Origin of the sequence: Enterococcus sp. DIV2449a (genome assembly GCF_051711225.1) — a bacterium.
Taxonomy (GTDB): Bacteria; Bacillota; Bacilli; order Lactobacillales; family Enterococcaceae; genus Enterococcus_D; species Enterococcus_D casseliflavus.
This window is the reverse complement of sequence record NZ_JBIOME010000001.1, coordinates 622,501-644,113: the sequence shown is the minus strand read 5'-3', so window position 1 is coordinate 644,113 and position 21,613 is coordinate 622,501. Positions and strand designations below refer to the sequence as shown.

The following is a 21,613-nucleotide window of genomic DNA, read 5'->3' as shown; positions in this document are numbered from 1 at the left end:
ATGTTCCATTTTCAATAGCAAGAAAATATTCACAAACTCTCTCACTCGATGAAAAACGACCACAAATGTTCAAAAACAGTTGTGGTCGTAGCATTAAAATCGGGGTTTTATTATAAAAATTCAGCGAATTCCGTTGCTGCTTTTTCTTGATTTGCCGTGATTGCTTCCAGTTTCAACCCAGCCATCGCACGTTCCATCATCCCTTCGATATCGAGACGTTCTTCATATTGGTGGACCTTATCCAGTCTTGGGCGCGTCTTTGGTTGAGGAGGTGCAAAGATTGTGCAGCAATCCTCAAATGGCTGAACTGATAATTCAAAGGTATCAATGGCTTCGGCAACTTCAATGATTTCCAATTTGTCCATCGTTGCCACTGGGCGCACGATCGGCGTATTGGTTACTTCATTGATGGCGACCATGCTATGCAAAGTTTGTGAAGCCACTTGTCCTAATGATTCACCATTTAAGATGATCAAGCCATGACGAGCTTCCCGAATCGCATCCGTCAAACGCAGCATCATCCGACGGGTGATGGTCATCCAATAGCCTTGTGGCACACGATTTTTGATTTCTTCTTGGATTTCTGTAAACGGAACTTCGATAAACTGGATGCTTCCCACATAAGGCGCAAGCTTCTTCGTTAAATCTTTGGCTTTTTGCAACGCTTGTTCACTCGTATAAGGAGGGCTTGCAAAATGGACCGCTTCGATCTCAACGCCGCGTTTCATGGCAAAGTAGCCTGCAACTGGCGAATCGATACCGCCAGAAAGCATTAACATTCCCTTTCCACTGGTGCCCACTGGCAGCCCAGCGGCTCCTTGGATCGTTTCATAAGACAAATAAGCGCCATCGATCCGTATTTCTACACGCAAATTGATGTCTGGTTTTTTCATTTGGACTTTGATATCAGGAAAACGGTCGATCACCGCATTACCTAAGGTCAAATTCAACTGGTTGCTATCTTGCACAAACGAATGATCACTGCGCTTGGCTGTGATTTTAAAGGTCTCAACGCCCGTATAGATCTCTGCCATGACGTCTTGAACGGCTTTCTTTAATACTTCGATATCTTTTTCGACCCGAATGCTGGGGGAAAAGTTTTGAATCCCAAAGACTTTTTGCAGCTTAGGAATGATCTCTTGGCTGTTTTCACCGTTCAATAGCAAGTGCATGCGATCTCGCTCGGCATGAACTTTGACATGGGGATAATCTGCTAAGGTACGTTTGACGTTTGAAGCTAATTGCATAATAAAACTACGACGATTTTTGCCCTTTGTTGACAGTTCGCCATAACGAACCATGATTTCTGAATAATTCACGAGAAAACTCCTTTAATTTGGATTGATTTTATAGTGGTTTGTCGAACTTAATTGATTTTCGAAAATTTTTGGTACAACTGGTGGAAGACGATCAGAAACTGCTCGACTTCTGCCATTGTATTGCTCTCATCTAAACTGATACGAACAGCCGATGTTGCTAACTGTTCTGGAACGTGCATCGCATGAAGCGTACTGCTAGCCATCTTTTTACGGGAGGAACAAGCGCTCGTCGTCGAAAGATAGATCTGCTTTTCTTCAAAGGCATGGACTAAGACTTCTCCTCGGATCCCTTTTAATGAAAAACAAAGTATGTGCGGCGCAAACCCTTCTGTGCCAGAAAAAAGCGTGACTTTCTCGTACCCAGCCAGTGCTTCTTGCAGATAGCCTTTTAATAATTGAACATGGTTCGGCTTTTCAGCCTTTTGCTCGGTCGCTAAACGTAGGGCTTTTGCCATAGCAACGATTGCTGGCACATTTTCGGTACCGCTGCGCTGGTTTTGCTCTTGCCCACCGCCGGTCATCAAAGGCGCCAGCTTACGGCCTTGTTTCCAATAGATAAAGCCTGCGCCACGAGGTCCATGAAATTTATGCGCAGAGAACACGGCAAAATCGACCCGCTCATTGAACCATTGTTCTTGCGGCACCTTTGTGATGGCTTGGACGGCATCTACATGGAAATGGATCGTTGGGTGGTCAGCTAGCACAGCTGCGATCTCATGGATCGGTTGGATCGACCCTACCTCATTATTGACCGCCATCACCGAAACCAAAATCGTTTCTTTGCGAATCATGTTTGCTAATTCAGACACGTTGACAAAGCCTTGGGCATCGACAGGCACAACACTGACCTCAAACCCTAACTCGGCTAATTGAGCCGCTGTTTCACTGACGGCAGGGTGTTCAATACTGGAAATAATCAGGTGATTCCCATAGGCTTTTTTCGCTAAAGCAGTCCCTTTGATGACCCAGTTGTCTCCTTCAGTTCCCCCACTGGTAAATGCGATCTCTTTGGAAGAAACGTTTAACAGATCGGCGATCTGCTGACGAGATTGCTGCAGCAGGCGATTGGCTTGATTTCCTAAATCATGCAGGCTTGAGGGATTGCCGATGATTCGCTGACTGACTTGGACATATGTATTTAAAGCTTGTGGATAAATAGCGGTTGTTGCACTGTTGTCAAAATAGATCAATGATAGGACCCTTTCTCTAAAAAAATTCTTTCCCATTATAACTGCTCTTGGGCTGAGTTTCAAGGTGACTCGCTGGCTTTGGCTTTTTTTAAAGGAAACTTTTCCTTCCTTCGTAAGCGGTACTCATGCAGCGAGCCATTCTTTCCATGAAAAAAGCCAGTCAGTTTTTCACTGCTGGCTTTCGTATTATACTAAGTCGCGGTTATTGAAGTAGAAGTTTTCGATCCGTTTGAAGGCACCTGGTTCTACTCGTTCCAACGCTGTGCCGATTTCATCTAGCGCATCTTGATAGCGATATTCTTTACTGAACAAGTAAAGTGATTTGTCGATCGCTGCCTTGATATCTGGATGAGAATGACGATAGCGGTTGGCATATTGCATCATTTGCTCAGTCAATGCCGCAGCATCCACTAAGTCTTTTGTTTGTTCATCTAAAAGATCAAGATCTTCTTCACAGACAGAAACCAATTTATTGATTTCTTGCATGTTGATGCGAATCTTGTTCAATTCTTTGCCTAGTTCTTCGACACGATCCGTTGCCACGAAGAAGAATTCTAAATACTCGCCTGGCAAACCAGGTAAGCGTTGTTTCTCAACAAACCGTTTCAAGTTGCGTAGACGGAATTCGAAGCTTTCCACTTTTTCTTGTGCAACTTTTTCGCCACGACGTAATTCCGCAAGAGAATCATCGATTTCGACTTGCTGGCTTTCCACATCATCCAAAATCTTGTAGGCATCTTTGTAGAAGCTTTGCACTTCTGAATAAGGAATCTCATGTTTTTCCAATTTCGGTAAGTACTCGTTGTTGCGGCGAGCCAATTCGTCCACTTCGGTTTGGAAGCCGCGGACGCGACCCAATTCATTATGATTCAAAGTATAGCTTTGTGCCGTATGATCCAATTCGATCAACAACTGACGGTTGTTCTTCGTTGCGTGGTCAATGTAGTCTTCGATGATCTGACGATTTTTCATGACATATTTCTTGGCATTGATCTCACGTTCCATCACCGTATACAAGGCATCGATATCACTTGCAGTATCACGGCTTGCCACTTCAACGGAAGCGACTTCTGTTTTCGCTAGATCGTTCATGGAGTTTTCAACCCGTTTTTTCACACGGTTGATTTCTTCTTGGAAGTTTGCTTCTGGGAACACATATTTTTGTTCTAATAATTTTTTATAACCCTCTTGGATTTCTTTCAACTGATCAGGGAAGGTACGATTTAATTCTTCGTATGCCGCTGGGATCCGTTTCATTAGGTCTTCCACTTCATAGGTGTGTTTTTCCGCTTGGTCTAACACTTCCCGTGCTTCCACAGGATCGCCTGAAGTATTTAAGGTAACAAATTGGGTGAACTCAATTTCAATGTTTTTGATTTGTTTTTGCAGCTCATTGTAGGCAGGACCGAATTCTTCGCCTTGATCCCGCAGCTTCTTCTTCAAGTCTTCGTAAACGTCCAGCGCTTTTTGAACTTCCAGTGAATTTCGTTCTTCACTTTCTCGTAATTCTTTCAAGCCTGCGCGAATCTCTTCCACTTGGCGTTCCATCTCGTCCATGGTCGCTTCGGCTTGGACGATCGCCCCTTTTGCTTTGAAAAAGCGGATGCGTTCGTTCAGCTCTTCCACTTCAAAGATTTGACTTTCAAGTTCAGCAAAAGATTTTGTGGAGATATCTGTCCATTGTTGGTTCCACTCACGGAAGGTGTTTTGACTTTGACCAACCAAGTGCATTCTTTTTACTTCATCGACTTCTTCGATCACCGGCAAGTCAAACAGATTTTCTTTGCGTTTTTCCAAGTCATTCAGCTTTTCTTGGTTTTTCTTCCGCATGAAAAAGCCAATTGCATACAAGACCGCTGCGATGATGATGATGGCAATGACAATTCCAAAGATGATATTAGTTCCCATTTTGTGGTTCCTCCAATTTTCAAATATACATGTTTCGTCTAAAACCTGCTGATCAGCAGATTGATTGATAAGTTCGTTGAGTATAAAAAGGACAGATAGTCCCTTTATAAAAAAGCATCTACGCTAGATTATAGCATAAAGAAAAAAATCAAGCATTAGATTGAGGCAAAAAAGATCGACTTTTTTCGCATCGAATAAAATAAATCACGGCTTTTCCAGCGATAATGAAAACAAATCGTGAAATTTACATCAACAAGTGACTTTTTTTCTGATTTTTCCGATTTTTTTCAAGAAACCGCTTGATTTCTCCCTATTGAAACTGTACTCTAGTAAAAAGCTTGAACAGGAGTAATGTCAAATGAAAGTAGCGAAATTCGGAGGCAGTTCCCTTGCCTCAGCCGAACAAGTCGAAAAAGTTGTTGCGATAATTGAAAGTGATCCTAAAAGACGGTTTGTTGTTGTTTCAGCGCCTGGTAAGCGTTCCAGCGACGATCAGAAAGTCACCGATCTGTTACTAGCTGTCTGTACCCGTCTGTGTGCCCAAGAAGAAATCACTGATTTAATAGAAGAAATCTATACCCGCTATACAGCGATTGCTGCCCCCTTTGGTATCGAACAAGTCCATTTAGACCGCATCTGGCAATCATTGGCGGCTTTTCAAACACTGCCTACCCAAGACAATCCGCATCTTTATGATACGGTCTTGGCAAGCGGCGAAGACAACAACGCCAAATTGATCGCAGGGATTTTACAAAGCCGTGGGTTAGCTGCTCGCTACATGAATCCGCAAGAACTTGGGTTGCTGGTGACGGATGAACCTCAAAACGCCCGTATCTTGAACAAGTCGTACGCCAAGATCGCACAATGGCGCGACAGTCCTGAAATCTTAGTGATTCCTGGCTTCTTTGGCTACACAGAAGCCGGCGAGATCTGTACCTTCTCTCGAGGAGGATCAGATATTTCTGGTGCCATCGTGGCGGCTGGTCTGCAAGTAGAATTGTACGAAAACTTTACCGATGTCGATGGGATTTTTTCTGCTCATCCAGGCTATGTTCATCATCCAGAGTCCATCAAAGAAGTGACCTACCGAGAAATGCGAGAGCTGTCTTATGCGGGCTTTACTGTGTTGCACGATGAGGCCTTGATGCCTTCATACCATGCGAAAATTCCCGTGGTGATCAAAAACACCAATAATCCAAGTCATCCCGGTACCTTGATCACCAACCAGAGAGACAATTTGGATCAGCCCGTGATCGGCGTTGCCAGTGACGAAGGCTTTTGTATGATCTATATCCGCAAATACTTGATGAACCGCGAAGTTGGGTTCACGTTACGGGTCTTAGAGATTTTCCGTGAATTTGATTTAAATTATGAACACATGCCTTCAGGAATCGATGATATCTCGATCATTATGCGCTCCAACCAGTTGAATCCAGTATTGGAAGAAGAACTGCTGCGCAAGATCGCCTACGAGATCGATCCCGATGAACTGCGAATGACCCACGATCTATCCATGGTCGTCGTCGTTGGTGAAGGAATGCGTCAACGAGTCGGGATCACTGCCGACAGTACCGCTGCCCTTGCGCGGAAAAATATCAACTTAGAGATGATCAACCAAGGGTCCTCTGAGGTCAGCATCATGTTCGGTATCCACAAAGAACAAGAAAAAGCCGCTGTCAGAACCCTTTACTACACTTTCTTTGATTAAACCAAACGTGCCAGTTGCACCACTCCTTTTGCTGATAAGCAATCGGAACGGGCAACTGGCACGTTTGGTTTTTATTCTGACGATTCTTGAGCTTGCGCTTGTTTTTGTGCCAATTGGCGGTTGATTTCTGCCTTGATTCGCGGTTCAGGAGCAAACCGTTCTTCCCAATCGCTCGGCTTCATGACTTTGTGGGTCTCAGGATCATAATGAGGCTGCCCATCTGGAAAAAGTTTCCCCATGTTGGCGTCATGAACGATAGCCAAGATCGGCGCTGGATCGACCCCTAACAGTGAAAACGAGCCATAGGTAAAATACAGCAGATCACAAAGCGCATCGACTTGTTCTACTAGAGAATCACTGACAGGCTGTTGTTTGGCAGCCAGCTTGGCTTGGGCTTGATCGATCGCTTGATGCAAATGCTCCAGACCTGATTGGAAGGTCTCTTCGTCATTGTTGCTGGCAGCATAAAGGAACTCAACTAATTCTTCAATTTTAAAACCAGCACGAAACTGGGCTTTTTCCGCTGAAAAAGCTTGTGGATATGGCGGTCGCGTTGGATCAAAGGTTTTATGAAACTCTTCCGTCATTTCAAATGGACTCATTTTGCTCGCTTCTTTCTGCTTTTTCTCATGGTTCTGTTTCATGGTTCTGCGCCGTCTTCTACGTTGCGTCATAGATTGGCTACTTGCTTATTTTTTTCATTCCCTGGCTTTGGCATCCTCGGCAATAATGCCAAAATGGATCAAGGCTTTCTTGATGCCGTCATGATCGTTTGTATCCGTCACAAAGTCGGCACTGGCTTTAGTGATGGGCTGGGCATTGCCCATCGCAACCCCGATCCCCACGCCTTCTAACATCTCCACATCATTAAAATGATCCCCAAATGCCATCGCTTCTTCCATCGCGATCCCTTCATAGGCCAAAAATTCTTTGATGCCTTTGATTTTCGAACCGTTTTTCGGCACGATGTCAACAGAATAGGCATTGGATCGCTTAAAATCACATTGCGGCAGCTTAGACCGTAATTTTTCGCGCTCTGATTCAGGGCTCAGCATAATGCACTGATAGATGGGCTCTCGTAAAATATCCAACGATTCATAGCGCTTGGCGTTACGATTGGGACTAAAGCGCTGCAAGACTTTCTTTAAAAAGCCGACGGGAAATTTTTTCGGTACATAGCGCAAGTAGCGCTGCATAACGGGTGATTGGCTTAAACGGATCGTCAAGCTGCCAGCCACTTGGGTTTCTCCGCCAAACATGACTTGACGGTAATTTTCATCTGCGTATTCTACGATCGCTTCCAGCGTTTGTTTTGGAAAAGGTTTGGCATAAATCAAGTTTTCCTTCGTATAGACATATTGGCCGTTATAGGTGATAAACATGTCTAACGACAAGTAATCGATCACCTTCTCTAAATCAACCGGACCACGTCCGGTGGCAATGCCGCAGAGGACGCCGTTGGCTTGGGCTTGTTTGATGGCTTCACGGGTACTGGCAAGCGCCTTGCCGTTGCTGGCAATCAGCGTGCCATCAATATCAAAAAAGATTGCTTTTATCATATGACTCCTCAAAATAATTTCAACTGATTAGGATTTAATGCTTCGTAATCGATCTGCAGCGCATCGATCAATGCGCGAGCATTGTCAGCGGCATCACGACCGGCATTATTATTGAAGACCACTGCGACTTCTTTGGCATTGGCTTCGATGGCTTGGACTGCGTGTTTTAACTCCGTTAGTTCGGCTTGGTCATAGCGATACAAGGTCCGCAGATTTTTGGCATCTGGTCCCGTCGCTGTCCAGCCGCTGTCGTTGCGTCCATGAAAACGGCACAAGACAAACGCGGGATTGGTCACGGTTGGATCAAGGGGAATGGTAGTCGATAGCTTTTTCGGCTGATCAACAACTACTAAGGAAAACTGCTTTCGCTTCATATAATCGATCATTCCCGGATACAGTTTCGGCTGATACCAGCTGCTGTCTCTCAGCTCGATCGCCACTGGGTAGCCCGCAAACCATTCTCGCACTTGGTCTAAATAGGCGACATTTTCTTTCGTACATTTAAAGCTGTTGGGAAACTGCGCCAATAGGCAAAAGAGTTTGCCTGCTTCTACCATTGGCGCGATCGCTTCTTTATAAAGCTGCAGTGCTTCGGTCATGGTCAACTGATCTGGCAAATTTCCTTGGGTGGTCACACTTTGATGGACTTTCAACACAAAGCGGAAATTTTCGGGAATCTGGGTCAACCAGTTGCGCACGTCTTTTTCTTTTGGCAAAAAATGATAGGTGGTATCCAGCTCAACTAACGGAAAATAACGGGCATACTCAAATAATTTCGAGTTTTTTCTTTGCACGAGACTGCCATGTTCACTAAATGTGGTACAACCAATTCGAATCATTTTTTCCCATCGCTCCTTGTTTTCTTATTTTAATAGTATACAATAGTTTTGAGTTAAGAGTAAATAAATCATTGCAGGTGATGAAAAAATGAAACGAATTCTCGTGTTGCACACTGGCGGCACCATCGCCATGAAAGAAGACACCCTGACAGGCGGCGTCAGCCCTGATGTCAGCAATCCGCTGATGGATGCACCGATCCACATTGACGACGATGTTGAATTGATCGTCGAAGACATTTTTAATATTCCCAGTCCTCATATGACCCCAAAAGAAATGCTGCAGTTGAAAGAACGTATCCAGCTGGCGCATTTAAGCGGTGTCGATGGGGTCGTGATCACTCACGGAACCGATACGCTGGAAGAAACAGCCTTCTTTTTAGATACCACAATCGGCGGTCAGTTACCGATCGTGGTGACTGGCGCCATGCGCTCAAGTAATGAAATCGGCAGTGACGGGCTTTATAACTTTGAAAGTGCGATTCGGGTAGCGAAATCACCTGATGCCTTAGGAAAAGGCGTCTTAGTCGTGATGAACGATGAGATCCATTCCGCACGTTATGTTACGAAGACCCACACCACCAATATTGCGACGTTCCGCACCCCGACATTAGGTCCGATCGGCTTAGTCACAAAGCACCGTATCTTGTTCATGCAAGAGCTGTTAAATAACCGCCATTTGGATGTTGATCGTGTCGATGGTCTGTTTCCGATCGTCAAAGCCTATGCGGGAATGACTGGGGAATTGTTCGATGCTTTAGCCGACTCGCTGATCGATGGACTAGTGATCGAAGCTTTAGGCGCTGGCAATCTGCCGCCGCAAACCATAGAGCCTTTGAAAAAACTGATCGCTAGAAACATTCCAGTCGTCTTAGTTTCTCGCTGCTTCAACGGCGTTGCCGAGCCGGTCTATGACTACTTAGGCGGCGGGATCGAATTGAAAGCTCTTGGGGTGATTTTCTGCAATAGCATCAATAGCCAAAAAGCCCGCATCAAATTGCTGATAGCGAAAAACCGTGGGTTGACCATGGATGAACTGCCTGATTTCATGGAGAATTAACCAAACAACAACCCTTTTGCCATTCCGATAACGGAGGCAAAAGGGTTGTTTTATTTTTCTAGCCAAGTAAAGATGGCTTCGCAGTAAGTATCCTCACCGATCTTGATCTCGTGGATCGTTTGCAGCGGCACAGCCTCGCCGGCTTCATCGACTGTCTTCTCATTGATTTGAAAATGGCTTTCGATCAAATGGCCGTAAGCCACTTCCCGATCAAAACGGATCGTCACTTGTGTCACTTCATGTTTTGTTAAAAACTCATAGCCTAAGACGTCCATCAGCCAATTGAAATACATGGCATTGTTGACATGCTGATTGCTATCAATATCGTAGAAACGCACCCGATACGGCAAAAATTGTCCTTGCGTGATAGGGGTGATCTTCGGATAGCGTTTGATTCGCTTGATTTTTTCACTGCCAAAAGGCGCCACGATCTCATCTGGTACACTGCTGACTTTGCGCGTCTCAGGGTCCATCAACGCAAAAACCGCCTCGATTTTGACCAGTTCCGTTCCGTCTTCTGCCAATAACCAAAAGTAACGGTAGCAGAAAAATTTATTGTATTCTCTCGCCTGGGTCGCCACTTGGATCTGCTCCCCTACGCGTGGCAAACGAGTCACCGTTATGTGATAGCTGGTAATGATCCAGGTCAAGCCATAACTAGCGATGACTTCTGGTCCGCGGTTTAACGCCGCACTTTGTTCCTCTGATGTCTTGATGGCGATGCCTAGCATGGCTGGAAACGTCATCGTTTGGTTGACATCACATTCATAATACGCCACTTCATGCGTGGTTTGATACTTTGCTGCCATAGTTCTAATTGCCTCCTAAAAACGACTCAATATTTCATCGACACTTGGTCCATAGCTTTCGCCAAACTGATTCAAATGGACCAATAAATAATACAATTGATACACTGGCAGTCGCTCTTGCCAATCCTCATCTAATGGATAGACTTCTTGATAGCCTTCCAAAAATTCCTGACGAAAACCACCGAAGAGCTGGGACATCGCAATATCCATTTCTCGATCCCCATAAGCGACTGCTGGATCAAGAAACACTGGTTCTCCTTGCTGATCGAACAGCACATTCCCCCGCCAAAAATCACCGTGTAATAAAGCAGGTGTGACGCTGCGATCACGCCAATTCTCATGCAAAAATTCTTTCAAACGCAGATAAGCAGCTTCCCGTTTGGCATGCCAGCGGTTACCCAACTTCGCTAATTCGACTTGCACATCCAAACGGCAGACTGTGTAAAAATCAAGCCAATCGCTGGTTTTCGGATTGACTTGCGGCAAAAAGCCGATGTAATTGTCTTCGTAAAACCCAAAAGACTCCTGCGTCTGCTGATGAAGCCGAGCCAAGCTTTGACCTAAGCGTCGCTGCTGTCCTTCCCCACCATCAATCCATTCCATCAATAAAAATGCCCTCTCTTCAGTCTGACCGAGATGTTCGATTTTTGGCACCCGCACGAAAGGGGCTAATTCAGCTAAGCCGTTGATCTCTGCTTGAAAGAACACCGATGAAACATGAGGATGGGTCTTTAAAAAATAGCGATTTTCTTCTGTAGTGAAACGATACGTTTGATTGACATCCCCACCACTGATGGGCGTCAGCGAGCCGGTCATCCCGATTGCTGCGAACAATGCTTCCTCCATACGGATCTCCCTTTCTTTACTCAGTCAGTTGGGCATTCAAATACGCTTGCTCTTCTTTCGTCACCCCTAGTCCTTGCAGGAGATACTGATCAACCGAACCGAAGTGCTGATCGATCGCAGCCAAGCTTTCATCAAGAAAACTCTCTTTGGCACTCATCAAAACCGTGATCGCCGTTAACAGCTCTTGCGGCAAATGCTGGGTCATTGGGGCAAATTTTTCTTTTAGCATTGGGGCTAAATAGCGATTGGTTGCTAAATAATCTTCTTTGATCGTCGTTGGTGCCACCGCCAACACATGGAGCAATAAAAAGGCGCCAAAGCCTGTGCGATCTTTGCCAGCGGTACAGTGGAACAAGGTTGCACCTTCGCCTTCCGCATTAGCGATCACATGATCAAAGAACTGCCGATATTGTTGGCGGGCATAGTCGCTTTCAACAAAGTGACGGTAGACTTTTTTCATCTGCTCTTCGGCATCTTCCCCATCTTCCAAGCGCTGCTTCAAGCTTTCTGGCGACAAGGAAACCATCGTTTCGTCTTCTTTAAAAATAGGTAAAAAAAGCTGCTTTGCTGTGGCGATCGGTCGATCAGGTTGTGCATTGGCTTCAGCGATGGAGCGAAAATCAATGACCTGATTGACCCCATAGTTTGCCAGTACTGCTTGATCTGAAGCAGTCAATTCATTGATCGCCGCACTGCGGATCAATTTTTTTCGTTTGATCGTCGTGCCGTTTGTCGTTTGATAGCCGCCAAGTTCTCTGACGTTTGCTGCTCGTTCTAGTTGAATCAATTGTGTCATTGCTTATCCCTCCCGCGATGTTCTAGTTAAAAGTATAGCAGAAACTTCGCTATTAAGGGCACTGAAACCTAGATTTTTCTATGAGCTGAGCTTTAACGGACAAAAAAAAGAAAGACCACACGCAGTCTTTCTTTGCTTTCGCTTGTTACAAAATGTTTCTATTCGGCTTCGATCACGGCGGCAGAATCATCTAAGATCGAACGATCCAGTTCGTTGATACGACTGCTGGTCACCATTCCCGCAACCATACTGTCGCTGACATTAACGAGTGTCCGTGCCATATCGATCAATGGTTCAACAGAAATAACTAAGCCTACGATGGCGATCGGCAAGTTCATTGAGCCTAAGACGATCAATGAAGCAAAGGTTGCCCCACCGCCGACACCAGCAACGCCGAAAGAGCTGATCGTAACTACTGCAACTAGCAGCAGGATAAACTGCCAATCAAAGACATTGATCCCAACCGTTGGTGCAACGATTGTTGCCAACATCGCTGGATATACACCCGCACAGCCGTTTTGACCAATCGATAACCCAAAGCTGCCTGCAAAGTTAGCCGTGGCTTCATCAACACCTAACGCTTTGGTTTGGGTTTCGATGTTCAATGGCAAGGCACCCGCACTTGAACGAGAAGTAAAGGCAAAGCTCAAGACTGGAAAAGCCTTTTTGAAATACGTTACTGGATTGACCCGAACAGCGATTAGCAATAATGAATGAACAAGTAAGACCAAAATCAAAGCCGCATAAGAGGCGATGATAAATTTGCCTAAGTTCAAGATGGCTTCAAAATCACTTGAAGCTAATACATTAGTCATCAATGCCAAAACGCCATAAGGTGTCAGGCGCAAAACTAACGTGACGATACGCATCACGATTTTATATAAGCTGTCCATCAAATTCGCAAAAGTTTCCGCTTCTTTCGGTGATTTACGTTTGACACCAAGAAAGGCGATCCCCACAAAGGCTGAGAAAATCACGACCCCGATCGTACTTGTCGAACGAGTACCCGCAAAATCGGCGAAGACATTGCTTGGGATGAAGGAAACGATTTGTTGTGGGATCGATAGGTCTTGGACTTGTGTCGAACGTTCCGCTAATTCTGCGATCCGCGCTGTTTCCGTTGCCCCTTCGGTAAAGCTGGCACCGTCAAGACCAAAGACCATGACCATCAGAATCCCGATCAAGGCAGCGATCGCCGTTGTCCCTAGCAAAGTCGCAAGAACCGTAAAACTGATCTTCTTGATTTTTTCGCTTTCTTTCATCTTGGTGAAAGCACCAACGATCGAAACGAAGATCAAGGGCATGATCAGCATTTGCAAGAGAGCTACATAGCCGCTACCGACCATCGTGATCCAGTCAAGAGCTTGCGTGACAACGTCAGAGCCTGTCCCAAAAATCAGCTGCAGCACGCCACCAAAAACGATCCCGACGAACAACGCCGCAAAGACCCGCGTAGAAAACTTCACGTGACGTTTTTGCAATAAGTAGAACCCATAAATAAGGGCAGCAAAAAGTAGAACAACAATAATAGTTAACAGATTTGTCATTTGAATCCTCCTTTTGTTCAATAAACATGACAAAGTCTGTCAGAGGAAGTAAAGGTTCCCAGTGACCATTCTTCAACAGTTCACTCTAATGAGACGTGTGGCATCATTAGTGACTATTCCATTTTAAAGAAGTTTGCTTCATCTTACAATAAATAAGTTCCCACTTTTCTGGGATGGTACCGCTTTTTTGTCAGAAAATAAAAAAAGAACCGTTGCCGCAACCCCACACTGTTAGGATTTCTACTTTCCTAACGGTTGGATTGCGGCAACTGGTTCGTTATTTTTTCATTTCGACTTTTTGAAAAATTTCAGAGAATATTCAGGCAATCATTAGAAATTGCTGTCTTACGCCAAAGCCCCCATTGGGTCCCAAGGTGCTAAGACTGTTGGTTCTGCTTCAAAGGCAGCCAATTGTTCTGCTGTCAGGAACTCTTTGCGAACCACGATTTGATAGGTGTATTCATCCATCCACGCATCGCTCATAACGAAGAAGCCATTCGTTCCGACTTTTTCACCCCAGCTGTTTTCGACTTTCCATTTGGTTGATTCGCCGTCGATCAAGTCAACGCCAGTCAAGACCATCGCGTGGGTCATTAAGCTTTCGCCAAAATCTAAGCGTTCTGCTTTGGTCATCGTAAAGTCGATGTCAAATAGGTCGTTAATATCATACGCATCTAATGCCATGATCCCAGTATCTCTGGTAGAAGATTGACCGACATCACAACCGAACCACACGGACTCCCCTTGTTCCAATTGAGCAATCGCTAATTTTTTGAAGGTCGGCATATCGACGTTCAAGTATTTGACTTCTTTGCCGCCAACCACGTTGCCTAGCATTTCTACGGTATACGATTGATTGTAAGGCTTGTCGGCAGTTGGTGCGTTGATGATGCTGACATAATCGTCAAGGTCCACCCCGACATATTTTTCATAAAAGCTTTGCGGTGTTAAGTTGCGATCAATGTGATAGTTTTTGTCTTCATCACGGTATTCAAAATCAAAGGTTTCTGGCGGTGTGCCTAAAGAAGTCGCTAAGAAACGATAAATGTCTTCCAACATCGCTTCTTTGGCTGTTTGGATGTCTTCAGCTGTTTTGCCTTCAGCCACTAGCTGACGCAAAGCAACCGCATCTTTACGCAGTTTTTTGTTCAAGTAATTGTTTAGGTCACGAGAATTGGAAGAGTTGCTGCTTTCTGGCATGACCGTTTTTGGTACGACACCATATTTTTGGAAAATCGAAACGATCATGTCCCATTGCCCACCATCTTGTTGTGGTGTTTGCAATAAGAAAGCAACTTTGCGACTTGTTAAAGGCTCGTTAGCAGTTGCTAAAATATTTTCATAGAAATAGTTGGCTTTTTCGTATTTGTCCCAAAAGAAGGTATGGTTTTGCGACAATTCAAATTCTTTTAAATTGAAATCATTCAGCATCTTATGACGGAATGTATTCAATGCGGCAAACATCCAGCAGCGGCCTGATTGTTTTTGGTTTGAGACTTTCCCGGTTGTCACATCAACTGAAAAAACTGGCACATTGTTGACTTTTGCTGACACGTTTTCCGCAGAAGCGGTGATCCCATTTTTCACAACACTCCGTTGTAGTGCCGTTTGTTTATTATTGTCTTGATACGCTTGCGCAAAGGCAGCGGTGGTCTTTTTTGAAATTTCTGACATATTTCTTCATCCTTTCACTTTCCGTTCCTTCCATTTTACGCCTCTGCCTCTCAAATAACAACCGCTCCTAGAAAAATGAAAGGATCATCTTTCTAAGAGCGGTTGCTCGTATCAAGGATTTAAAGAGTTAGCATCAAAAGCAAAAAGCCAAGTAAAACAAAGGATAGTCCTCGTTCAAATCGTGCATAAAGGAAGCGGATCGGACGACTAGCTAGCAAGATCGTCAGTAAAACACTGGCTAACACCAACGTCACAAAGCCTAATACCGACAGGTTCAAGTCAGTGATCGCTAATGCCCGCAAGCCCTTGATGAAGATCCCCTGTAAAAGATAGACCAGCAGGGTGTTTTTGCCCCACTTCGTAAAAAAGAGGTGCTCTCTAGGCACGAGGCTCAGAAAGCCGATGATCCCCATCAGCCCGATCACGAAAAAGACCGCACGCAATGGACCGCCGAACAACGGATAGCTCAAGTAATCGTCATAAGGCTTGGAACCAAAAACCATGTACTTGTTCATCCCATGAAAAAACGCGATAAAGGTGTAGATGATCGGTAAGAAAAGCAAACTGATAGTCCGAATCTTTGGTTTCAATAAAAAGCGCATCTCATTTTTGGGAAAATAAAACCCGATGATGAAAAACGGCAAAAAGACAAAGGTCCGCTGCAAGGTCAACACTTGATTTAAAAATGGCACGTAGCCAGCGAAGATACTCAAGCCGATACTCAGTAAGATCGCCTGCTTTTTGGACATTTTTTGAAAGACCAGCAAGGAGAGCTGCCAAAAGAACATGCTAAGCAAAAACCAAAGTGCCCATTGCGGATTCAACAGTTGGATTTTTAACGACTCCCGTAGACCGATCAACCAGTAATAGACGGTGTAAAACACCTGAAAGAAGACATAAGGCAGCAAGAACTTTTTCATCAGCTCACGTAGCTTGTGTCCCTTCGTCAACGGTTTGGCAAAGTACCCAGCCAGAAAAACAAAAGCTGGCATGTGGAAAGTGAAGATAAAATAATATAGGTCATGATAAAACTTCTGATCGCCGATAAAAGGCTGTAGTAAGTGACTGAAGACGACCAAGATCATCAGTAGAAATTTTGCATTATCAAAGTAAGCCGTTCTTTGCGATTGGCTCATAAAAGTTCCTCCTCTAAGTTGTATCTGTCAAAGGATACCTGATCCATGAAACAGAACTGTAACAAGCTATTTACTTTTTCCTAACGATTCTTGTTCATTTGATTACCAGTTGCTATTTTGTATGCTTTGTATTAATATATATAATACAAAGGAGCTGTTTTCGATGATATTCGATATTCAAACCCAAAGCAACCAACCGATCTACCAGCAGTTGCGGGAACAGATCATTGTCGGTATCGCAAAAGGCGATTTAGCCGCTGGCGAATTGCTACCATCCGTCCGTCAATTAGCCGAAGAGATCGGCATCAATACCATGACGATCTCAAAAGCCTACAATTCCCTCAAAGAAGAAGGCTTGTTAGTCACGGATCGCCGTAAAGGAACCGCCGTTGCCGCACCACCACCGTTTACTTCTGGACAAGAAGCGGAGTATCGCCAAAACTTGCAGCTGCAACTGGCAACCGCTCTCTTACACGGCAAAAGCAAGCAAGCGCTTTTAACGGATGTTCAACAACTGCTGGACCAATTTCCTGAAAGGAATGAATGCAAATGACCTATCTTTTTTTCATTATTGCTCTTGTCCTCTGTGGGACGACCGCATTTGGTTTACGCTTGATCAGTAAACCCCACAAAAATGTTTTACTCGAAAATACCCTTGCCCCTGAGCATCTGGATGATCCTAGCGTCCACAGCTTGATCACAGAATTTCGCAAGCGTATCTTACAAATCGTTGGTACGTTTAGTGTAGCAAGTCTCCTTTTTTTGTTCAATTTATCTGACTCCATCATCCTTACCCTGTTCTGGCTTTATATGGCCGCTTTGCTTGGGACAGCTTACCTGGTGCAAGTGCATTACATTGGAAAAATGCGGCAATTGATCCTTGCCAAAGGATGGGAACTACCTATCGATCCGATTCGGATCGATACAAAACTCGTTCAAGCCAAAAATAAACGGATGCTGCCGTGGTATAGCCTCGTTCCTGCGGGGATTTTGTTGATGATCAGTTTGTACCAAGCATGGCAGTTGCCTGATCTTTCTACAGGATACTTGATGGGCGGCGTCTCCTTAGCAACTTTTGCGCTGTTCGTCTATCTCTGGGTGATCATCAGCCGCTTACCCGTTCGCGGGATCAGCGGTGATTCAGCTATCGACCAGCACATCAATGATTTAACAAAGCGCTATTGGTCCTTATTGATCGCTGTCACTTGTACCATTACGCTACTCTTGTTGACTGTCCCGCTGGCATCCATGTCCGCTACTGGAGCATTCAGTACTATCCTCTTAGTGCTCTTTGTTGTTTTGGTTGTTTTCTTGATCGTCTTTACCTTCTTCTTGTTGCTAGATCTGCGTAAAAAACAAGATCAGCTCTTAGAACCAGCAGGACAACCGCGCTATTATGGTGAAGATGCTTACTGGCGATATGGTTGTTACATCAATCCTAATGATGCGCGACTGTTCGTTCCTGACCGTGTCGGGATGAATATCGGCATCAATCTAGGCAAACGTAGCGGACAAATCGTCTCAGGTATCACCGCTGTCTTCTTACTTGTATTAATGGTCGGTACCATCATTCCGATGTATCGCTTAGATTTCGCTCCTGATGCGATTACCGGTGAAGTGCAAGGACAAGAAGTCACCTTCGATGCACCAATGACTGGGAAAACAACGGTCTCTTTGGCAGATATAGAGACGGTGGAATTGATCGAAGCTTTGCCATCGCCTCGTGTTCGTACCATGGGTGTAGGAACCGCCAGTTACCAAATCGGTAAATTTACCGTTGCTGGTGATCCTGCCAGAATGTTCGTGGACATAAACTCGACACCTATTTTAAAAGTCACCACCAAAGATGGGCCAACCGTTTTTTACACAAATAAAAAAGCCGCCGAAACGACGGATTTATACGAGGAACTAATACAAAAGATTTCCTCAGCGAAGTGAGTGTTCTGGAGAAAAAACTGGGGAACCCATTATCCCCAGGCTATCCACAACCAAAAAAACGACCTTCCGAAACGAAGGTCGTTTTTGATACTCCGGCAGTAGGACTCGAACCTACGACATCATGATTAACAGTCATGCGCTACTACCAACTGAGCTATGCCGGAAGAATCTATCTGTACTATACCAAATAGTCAGATAATTTAGCAAGAGCAAAAATCAATTTTTTGTTCCTTTTTTTCAAGAAAATCCCCTTTTAGAAACTTCCCTTCCCGCAAAGTGTTTTTCTCAAGAAATATCCGAAAATCTCATTGACAAAGCAGCACCTTTACGGTATTCTATATCTTGTGTTAAATAACACGCCGCTTTAGCTCAGTTGGTAGAGCGCATCCATGGTAAGGATGAGGTCGACGGTTCAAGCCCGTCAAGTGGCTTTGGTAGGACAACGTTTCTAGGACGTTGTCTTTTTTTGTGCATCTAATTCCCAAAGTATAGCGATAATTTCTGAACTTAATCATTCGTACGCCCCTAATTTCCTGCGATATACAAAAGAAATAAGATCGTAAAACCCAATAGTAGGACCGATACAACTGCTTTCACTATCCTCGCTGCATCTTTAAATTTAAACAAGAGCGTATATAGATTAATAAAGTAAATGATCGACAGGGCTGCTTCTTGCGAATATTCTTTCACTTGGATCAAGCCTAGCCATATAATCAGCAAAAGAATCGAAAAAACAACCAAATAGTTTTCTGCAACACGCTTCATTTCATTCTCCTTTTTTATTGTTTACAATTGATATAACAAGATTTATTCCAACATCCTCTCAATGTCCCTCATTATTTAAACAAGAATCTGAAATACAAGGTTTAATTCCGCAAGTCAAACTTGAACAATTACCACGGGGTGAAGGTTCAATTCAATTTAACCAATTCATTTCAAATGCCTTCTTTCTATTTAATTATGAAAAGTATAATAGTAGGCAGAAAAATAATTACTATAAAAATAACAAACATGATCATTAAAATTTTAAAAATCTTTTTCATCATTTATTTCTCCTTTCCAACAATATTCGATTGTATTCTGCTGCATCCTGTAAAGTCGATAAATTATCAGCCCCTCTCTCCAATACTTTTCCTACAGCCTTTGCTTATTAAAAGTGTAACAAACTATCTCTTCTAATAGTCAATTTTCAATAATTTAAATAAATATCTTTTTATAAAACGAACAAAACGGATTTTTCAATTGGTGCTCACAGCTCCATTTTAGACACATCTTTTTTGCAACAAAAAACCCGCTCTCCTAAAGCTAAGAGAGCGAGTTTTTCAACTACAGTGAATTTTTTTAAAGGATACGCTTTATGCTGACTTAAAAAATAACATACTGTTTCCGTTTGATTCAACTTCTTACTTCACGACCAACACCGTACATTTCGAATGATTGACGACATAATCGGTAGTTGAGCCTACGACAGCTCGGGTCAATGTGCCTTTACCAGTTGCACCGATAATGATCAAATCAATCGGGTACAATTCTGTTGCTGCATGAATGATAAAGCGTTTTGGATCGCCGACTTCAACGATTACCTCAACATCTTCTACCCCATGCTGATTGGCATCATAGATTTTTTTCAACATGTCCGTTTCCACACGCAATTTTTCTTGGTCAAAAATTTTTGCAAAAGCATAGGCACTTGTGGATAACTCAGCATTGTTGATAACAGAGAGGACATACAATTTGGCTTTGTTCATACGACAAATCGCGAGTGCTTCTTGGAACGCTTTTTCTGACTGATCCGACCCATCCAAGGCAACAAGTACATTTTGACAATTACGTAACATCCAAATCGCCTCCTTTTCTTTATTTTACCACAAAAAATGGAAGCGTTACAAAAAAGGACAAGGTCTACTCTTAAGAGACCTAAAACTTCCTTTAAGATTTGTGAAGTTCCTTACTTGTCTCTGTGATTATACAGTAAAATAAAGAGAAGAATGATTCGAGGTGAAAGAAATGCGCTCTTTTTTCCAGGCTGCGGTCACTGTGCTCTTGTACTTAGGGCTTTTCTTGCTGATAATCGGTATTATCGCCTTTTTCTTGCTAAAACTTTAAGCTTGGTTTGTTGAAAAGCAAGTTGCTGTCACATCCCTAAGAGGAGTGATACACTTGGTTTATCAACAATTATCGAAACGAAACAGTTTGCTGCTCACTCGTTTCAAAAAGGAGATCATGCAAAATGGACTTACATATTACCCCTACTGCCGCTGCTCGCTTTCCAGAAGGACACGACTTATATATTCTGACGAGTAATGACGGATCGAACCAATTTTCTTCAGCAGCTGGATGCTGTATGATCGGCGAACGTTTTTTGATCACACCGATCGACGAACCGTTAGCCCCATATAATGAGTTAGTCTCAAGCAATCAGTTTACTTTCTTTACATCAACCTATGATCAAATGTTCTTGACTGGTCATCTGATTCTAGATGTTCACCCAACTTCAGGAACCTTGATTTTGAAAAACGAAAGCGGCTATTTGGATACCAATCTTTTATTGGAAGCCTCTCCGCAGCTGAAACAAACGAATGCGTAACAAAAGAGCTGACAAACGCCTTGTAAGGTGCTTGTTAGCTCTTTTTCTCTATAATGAATCTGGAATCAACGCTAAGAGTTCTTGTGTCTCAGCGGCTAAAGCGATCGCACCAGCATCAAGCAGTTCTTCTTTTGACCCAAAACCATATAAAACGCCGATTGCCGGTAACTGGTTTTCTTTTGCCCCTAAAATATCATGCTCGCGGTCGCCGATCATGATGGCTTGCTGCGCTTTTTGCTCCTTTTCGATCTCAGTTAACGCGTAGCGGATAACGGCCGCTTTTTCCCCACGTTTATTCTCAAGATCCGCCCCATAGATTCCTTTGAAATAGCCATCATACTTGAGATGGGTCAGGATCTCTTTTGCAAAAACTTCTGGTTTCGACGTAGCGATATACAAATCGTGATCCTGCGCCAGCTCCTGCAATGTTTCTTCGATCAACGGATATGGTTGGACTTGAAACATGCCCGCTTGACGATAATTTTCCCGGTAGAAGGCAACGGCTTGCTGGGCAGCAGCTTCATCGAAGCCCAAGCCACGGAAGGATTCAACCAAAGGCGGCCCCACAAAGCTCCGCAGTACGTCTTGCGCTAATTGCTCTTTTCCCATTTTTTCCATCGCATATTGAATCGATCCATAGATTCCTTCACTCGAATCAATGATCGTTCCATCTAAATCAAAAAGTACTTTTTTTCTCACG

20 protein-coding genes and 2 tRNA genes are annotated in these 21,613 nt (G+C 43.9%); 6 read left to right on the top strand and 16 right to left on the bottom strand.

Annotation, left to right across the window (positions count from 1 at the left end; translation table 11 throughout):
• Positions 1-110: 110 nt before the first annotated feature.
• From thiI to ezrA, 3 genes are all read right to left on the bottom strand, one after another.
• Positions 111-1,319, bottom strand: coding sequence for a tRNA uracil 4-sulfurtransferase ThiI (gene thiI / locus IGI76_RS03080; RefSeq protein WP_005225147.1), 1,209 nt, complete (start codon positions 1,317-1,319; stop codon positions 111-113).
• A 47-nt stretch (positions 1,320-1,366) separates the two neighbouring features.
• Positions 1,367-2,509, bottom strand: a complete 1,143-nt coding sequence (locus IGI76_RS03075; RefSeq protein ID WP_026008148.1) for a cysteine desulfurase family protein — start codon at positions 2,507-2,509, stop codon at positions 1,367-1,369.
• Between the two features lie 186 nt (positions 2,510-2,695).
• Positions 2,696-4,417, bottom strand: coding sequence for a septation ring formation regulator EzrA (ezrA, locus tag IGI76_RS03070; RefSeq protein WP_005225145.1), 1,722 nt, complete (start codon positions 4,415-4,417; stop codon positions 2,696-2,698).
• A 358-nt stretch (positions 4,418-4,775) separates the two neighbouring features.
• Between ezrA and IGI76_RS03065 the strand changes: the two genes are divergently transcribed.
• Entirely contained in the window at positions 4,776-6,125 is a 1,350-nt protein-coding gene (locus tag IGI76_RS03065; protein ID WP_086339174.1) for an aspartate kinase, read from the top strand.
• A gap of 71 nt (positions 6,126-6,196) precedes the next feature.
• Here IGI76_RS03065 and IGI76_RS03060 read toward each other — a convergent pair whose 3' ends face one another.
• The 3 genes from IGI76_RS03060 to IGI76_RS03050 form a co-directional block, all read right to left on the bottom strand.
• Positions 6,197-6,727: an HAD family hydrolase gene (locus IGI76_RS03060; RefSeq protein ID WP_086339173.1), complete on the bottom strand. Its 531-nt coding sequence runs from the start codon at positions 6,725-6,727 to the stop codon at positions 6,197-6,199.
• A gap of 96 nt (positions 6,728-6,823) precedes the next feature.
• Positions 6,824-7,684 (bottom strand): Cof-type HAD-IIB family hydrolase, encoded by an 861-nt coding sequence (locus IGI76_RS03055; protein ID WP_123834029.1) that lies wholly within the window; start codon positions 7,682-7,684, stop codon positions 6,824-6,826.
• A gap of 8 nt (positions 7,685-7,692) precedes the next feature.
• Positions 7,693-8,523: a DUF72 domain-containing protein gene (locus tag IGI76_RS03050; RefSeq protein ID WP_086339171.1), complete on the bottom strand. Its 831-nt coding sequence runs from the start codon at positions 8,521-8,523 to the stop codon at positions 7,693-7,695.
• A gap of 88 nt (positions 8,524-8,611) precedes the next feature.
• Between IGI76_RS03050 and IGI76_RS03045 the strand changes: the two genes are divergently transcribed.
• Entirely contained in the window at positions 8,612-9,580 is a 969-nt protein-coding gene (locus IGI76_RS03045; protein WP_333718971.1) for an asparaginase, read from the top strand.
• A 50-nt stretch (positions 9,581-9,630) separates the two neighbouring features.
• Here IGI76_RS03045 and IGI76_RS03040 read toward each other — a convergent pair whose 3' ends face one another.
• The 6 genes from IGI76_RS03040 to IGI76_RS03015 all read right to left on the bottom strand — a co-directional run bounded on the left by IGI76_RS03040 (position 9,631) and on the right by IGI76_RS03015 (position 16,388).
• Complete coding sequence (locus IGI76_RS03040; RefSeq protein ID WP_333718970.1) at positions 9,631-10,389, bottom strand: acyl-ACP thioesterase domain-containing protein; 759 nt, start codon at positions 10,387-10,389, stop codon at positions 9,631-9,633.
• Positions 10,390-10,404: 15 nt separating this feature from the next.
• Positions 10,405-11,235: a fructosamine kinase family protein gene (locus IGI76_RS03035; protein ID WP_060793111.1), complete on the bottom strand. Its 831-nt coding sequence runs from the start codon at positions 11,233-11,235 to the stop codon at positions 10,405-10,407.
• Positions 11,236-11,251: 16 nt separating this feature from the next.
• On the bottom strand, positions 11,252-12,031 hold the full coding sequence (locus tag IGI76_RS03030) for a tyrosine-protein phosphatase (RefSeq protein ID WP_010747448.1): 780 nt from the start codon (positions 12,029-12,031) through the stop codon (positions 11,252-11,254).
• Between the two features lie 158 nt (positions 12,032-12,189).
• Complete coding sequence (locus IGI76_RS03025; protein ID WP_060793110.1) at positions 12,190-13,578, bottom strand: L-cystine transporter; 1,389 nt, start codon at positions 13,576-13,578, stop codon at positions 12,190-12,192.
• Between the two features lie 345 nt (positions 13,579-13,923).
• Positions 13,924-15,252, bottom strand: coding sequence for an aminopeptidase C (locus tag IGI76_RS03020; RefSeq protein WP_005225135.1), 1,329 nt, complete (start codon positions 15,250-15,252; stop codon positions 13,924-13,926).
• 119 nt (positions 15,253-15,371) lie between these two features.
• On the bottom strand, positions 15,372-16,388 hold the full coding sequence (locus IGI76_RS03015) for an acyltransferase family protein (protein ID WP_086339168.1): 1,017 nt from the start codon (positions 16,386-16,388) through the stop codon (positions 15,372-15,374).
• Positions 16,389-16,551: 163 nt separating this feature from the next.
• Here IGI76_RS03015 and IGI76_RS03010 point away from each other — a divergent pair, with 163 nt between their 5' ends.
• Together IGI76_RS03010 and IGI76_RS03005 are read left to right on the top strand one after the other, a co-directional pair.
• Positions 16,552-16,941 (top strand): GntR family transcriptional regulator, encoded by a 390-nt coding sequence (locus IGI76_RS03010; protein ID WP_005237540.1) that lies wholly within the window; start codon positions 16,552-16,554, stop codon positions 16,939-16,941.
• Positions 16,938-18,326, top strand: a complete 1,389-nt coding sequence (locus IGI76_RS03005) for a hypothetical protein (protein WP_333718969.1) — start codon at positions 16,938-16,940, stop codon at positions 18,324-18,326. The genes IGI76_RS03010 and IGI76_RS03005 overlap by 4 nt, the downstream gene beginning before the upstream one ends.
• A gap of 90 nt (positions 18,327-18,416) precedes the next feature.
• On the opposite strand, the gene IGI76_RS03000 is transcribed toward IGI76_RS03005, so the two are convergent.
• Positions 18,417-18,490 (bottom strand) — tRNA-Asn (locus tag IGI76_RS03000).
• A 194-nt stretch (positions 18,491-18,684) separates the two neighbouring features.
• Between IGI76_RS03000 and IGI76_RS02995 the strand changes: the two genes are divergently transcribed.
• Positions 18,685-18,757, top strand: a tRNA-Thr gene (locus IGI76_RS02995).
• 94 nt (positions 18,758-18,851) lie between these two features.
• Here the strand turns inward: IGI76_RS02995 and IGI76_RS02990 are convergent.
• Positions 18,852-19,091, bottom strand: a complete 240-nt coding sequence (locus IGI76_RS02990; protein ID WP_010747444.1) for a hypothetical protein — start codon at positions 19,089-19,091, stop codon at positions 18,852-18,854.
• A 638-nt stretch (positions 19,092-19,729) separates the two neighbouring features.
• Entirely contained in the window at positions 19,730-20,164 is a 435-nt protein-coding gene (locus IGI76_RS02985; RefSeq protein WP_005225130.1) for a universal stress protein, read from the bottom strand.
• A gap of 392 nt (positions 20,165-20,556) precedes the next feature.
• On the opposite strand from IGI76_RS02985, the gene IGI76_RS02980 reads away from it, so the two are divergent.
• Positions 20,557-20,913, top strand: coding sequence for an iron-sulfur cluster biosynthesis family protein (locus IGI76_RS02980; protein ID WP_010747443.1), 357 nt, complete (start codon positions 20,557-20,559; stop codon positions 20,911-20,913).
• Between the two features lie 48 nt (positions 20,914-20,961).
• Here IGI76_RS02980 and IGI76_RS02975 read toward each other — a convergent pair whose 3' ends face one another.
• Positions 20,962-21,612 carry an HAD hydrolase-like protein gene (locus tag IGI76_RS02975; RefSeq protein WP_010747442.1) on the bottom strand — a complete coding sequence of 217 codons (651 nt, stop codon included), beginning with the start codon at positions 21,610-21,612 and terminating at the stop codon, positions 20,962-20,964.
• Position 21,613: the final 1 nt, after the last annotated feature.

What these genes read in the sequence shown, in the direction of transcription:
- ezrA (WP_005225145.1), bottom strand. Translation starts at nt 4,417, where the DNA reads ATGGGAACTAATATCATCTTTGGAATTGTCATTGCCATCATCATCATC.
- IGI76_RS03065 (WP_086339174.1), top strand. Translation starts at nt 4,776, where the DNA reads ATGAAAGTAGCGAAATTCGGAGGCAGTTCCCTTGCCTCAGCCGAACAA.
- IGI76_RS03060 (WP_086339173.1), bottom strand. Translation starts at nt 6,727, where the DNA reads ATGAGTCCATTTGAAATGACGGAAGAGTTTCATAAAACCTTTGATCCA.
- IGI76_RS03055 (WP_123834029.1), bottom strand. Translation starts at nt 7,684, where the DNA reads ATGATAAAAGCAATCTTTTTTGATATTGATGGCACGCTGATTGCCAGC.
- IGI76_RS03050 (WP_086339171.1), bottom strand. Translation starts at nt 8,523, where the DNA reads ATGATTCGAATTGGTTGTACCACATTTAGTGAACATGGCAGTCTCGTG.
- IGI76_RS03045 (WP_333718971.1), top strand. Translation starts at nt 8,612, where the DNA reads ATGAAACGAATTCTCGTGTTGCACACTGGCGGCACCATCGCCATGAAA.
- IGI76_RS03040 (WP_333718970.1), bottom strand. Translation starts at nt 10,389, where the DNA reads ATGGCAGCAAAGTATCAAACCACGCATGAAGTGGCGTATTATGAATGT.
- IGI76_RS03035 (WP_060793111.1), bottom strand. Translation starts at nt 11,235, where the DNA reads ATGGAGGAAGCATTGTTCGCAGCAATCGGGATGACCGGCTCGCTGACG.
- IGI76_RS03030 (WP_010747448.1), bottom strand. Translation starts at nt 12,031, where the DNA reads ATGACACAATTGATTCAACTAGAACGAGCAGCAAACGTCAGAGAACTT.
- IGI76_RS03025 (WP_060793110.1), bottom strand. Translation starts at nt 13,578, where the DNA reads ATGACAAATCTGTTAACTATTATTGTTGTTCTACTTTTTGCTGCCCTT.
- IGI76_RS03020 (WP_005225135.1), bottom strand. Translation starts at nt 15,252, where the DNA reads ATGTCAGAAATTTCAAAAAAGACCACCGCTGCCTTTGCGCAAGCGTAT.
- IGI76_RS03015 (WP_086339168.1), bottom strand. Translation starts at nt 16,388, where the DNA reads ATGAGCCAATCGCAAAGAACGGCTTACTTTGATAATGCAAAATTTCTA.
- IGI76_RS03010 (WP_005237540.1), top strand. Translation starts at nt 16,552, where the DNA reads ATGATATTCGATATTCAAACCCAAAGCAACCAACCGATCTACCAGCAG.
- IGI76_RS03005 (WP_333718969.1), top strand. Translation starts at nt 16,938, where the DNA reads ATGACCTATCTTTTTTTCATTATTGCTCTTGTCCTCTGTGGGACGACC.
- IGI76_RS02990 (WP_010747444.1), bottom strand. Translation starts at nt 19,091, where the DNA reads ATGAAGCGTGTTGCAGAAAACTATTTGGTTGTTTTTTCGATTCTTTTG.
- IGI76_RS02985 (WP_005225130.1), bottom strand. Translation starts at nt 20,164, where the DNA reads ATGTTACGTAATTGTCAAAATGTACTTGTTGCCTTGGATGGGTCGGAT.
- IGI76_RS02980 (WP_010747443.1), top strand. Translation starts at nt 20,557, where the DNA reads ATGGACTTACATATTACCCCTACTGCCGCTGCTCGCTTTCCAGAAGGA.